Source organism: Lacihabitans sp. LS3-19 (assembly GCF_024343575.1).
GTDB lineage: Bacteria > Bacteroidota > Bacteroidia > Cytophagales > Spirosomataceae > Leadbetterella.
This window is the reverse complement of the sequence record NZ_RJUA01000075.1, coordinates 1-1,475: the sequence shown is the minus strand read 5'-3', so window position 1 is coordinate 1,475 and position 1,475 is coordinate 1. Positions and strand designations below refer to the sequence as shown.

Sequence of the window (1,475 nt, the reverse complement as noted above, 5' to 3'; positions counted from 1 at the left end):
GTCTGAATGAAGAAAAAATAGCTGCGGCTGAGCGGTATGATGGTTTTTTAGCCATAAGCACCAATAATCAAACGCTGCCAGTAAGCGATGTCTTAGATCAATATAAACAACTATTTAAAATAGAACACAGCTTTAGAACCTTCAAATCCCACCTTGAAACCAGACCAATGTTTCATTGGACAGACCAAAGAATAGAGGGCCATATTTGCCTTTGTTACATAGCCTTCGCCATTCAAAACTTCGTGACTCAAAATGGTGTCAAACTCAAGACATTGGTAGTCGTAACGTATATTTATTCCAGATCTAAAGAACTGTTTTCAGTAAAATTGGTCAGACAAGGTTGATTACTTCTCACCGATTTGTTTTGCTAAAAATGCTATTCCTTCATTGAATGTCTTAGGATTATATCCTAAGATTTCCATTGGTTTGTCTAAAATAAAACCTGTTTTTGCTGGTCTTTTGGCAGGTTGGGTGAATTTTGTTCCATCCACTTCGGTAATCAATGATTTGTCAAGATTAAAGAAATCGGCTGTCATGATGGCCATTTCGTAAGGATTTAAAAGATCTTTGCCAGAAATGTTAAAAATGCCTTCAGCTTCTTTTTGAGCTATCAAAATACAACCATCCGCTAAATCTTCTGCCAAAGTAGGTGTACGCCATTGGTCGTTTACCACATTGATGTTTTTGCCTTGTTCGAGTGAGTTTTTTACCCAAAGAATAATATTTGAGCGACTCATATCATGTGCAATGCCGTATACAAGTATAGTTCTGGCAATTGACCATTTGATATCACTATTTATCAAAAGTTTCTCAGCTGCATATTTACTCCAACCATAAAAACTCAAAGGATTAGCTTCAGCAGTTTCATCATAAGGTCCTTCTTTGCCATCAAAAATAAAATCGGTAGAAAGATGTATAAAAAAAGTATTTGTTTTTTTACAAGCATTGATTAAATACTCAACTGCATTGACATTTAACCCCCAACATCCATCTTTTTCGGTTTCACATTGGTCCACATTTGTCATGGCGGCTGTGTGAATTAAAATATCAGGCTTTTCTGATTCAAATACAGCGGCTATTTCGTCTTTATTTGTAATATCAAGCGATATATATATATAGTTGTCAGAAGCGGGTAATCTGTTATTTCCTCTTGCTGTAGCAATAGTTTGAAATTCCTTCGATTTGGAAAGTTTTTCAACTAACTTTTGCCCTAAAAGCCCGTTTGAACCCGTTATTAATATTTTTTTCATTTTACAAACTTATAACCGTAAAGTCTGGTTATTTTCTTTTTTCTCATTTTTTTCATGGTCATGGCCATTTTGATGTCTTCCACTGGTCTATTGAATTCATCTTTTTGAACCACAGCTATATCATCAATTAGTTTTAAATTATCAACAACCTCTCCAAATACGGTGTATCTATTGTCAAGAGAAGGATAACCTCCAATGGTCATGTAGTCAGCACGTTGCTTATTT

Annotated in this window: 2 protein-coding genes and 1 pseudogene; 1 reads left to right on the top strand and 2 read right to left on the bottom strand. The window is 35.1% G+C overall.

From position 1 onward, the window contains the following. Positions 1 to 344, top strand: a pseudogene (locus tag EGI22_RS15415) (hypothetical protein); the annotation flags it as partial. Here the strand turns inward: EGI22_RS15415 and EGI22_RS15410 are convergent. Both EGI22_RS15410 and EGI22_RS15405 read right to left on the bottom strand, forming a co-directional pair. After that, the gene (locus EGI22_RS15410; protein WP_255069162.1) at positions 345 to 1,250 is read right to left on the bottom strand and encodes an SDR family oxidoreductase; all 906 of its coding nucleotides are present in this window, start codon (positions 1,248 to 1,250) and stop codon (positions 345 to 347) included. After that, positions 1,247 to 1,475 (bottom strand): peptidylprolyl isomerase (locus tag EGI22_RS15405; protein ID WP_255069328.1); only part of this gene is annotated, 229 nt, incomplete at its 5' end. The genes EGI22_RS15410 and EGI22_RS15405, both read right to left, overlap by 4 nt.

Coding starts and splice junctions, on each gene's coding strand:
- EGI22_RS15410 (WP_255069162.1), bottom strand. CDS start 1,250: ATGAAAAAAATATTAATAACGGGTTCAAACGGGCTTTTAGGGCAAAAG.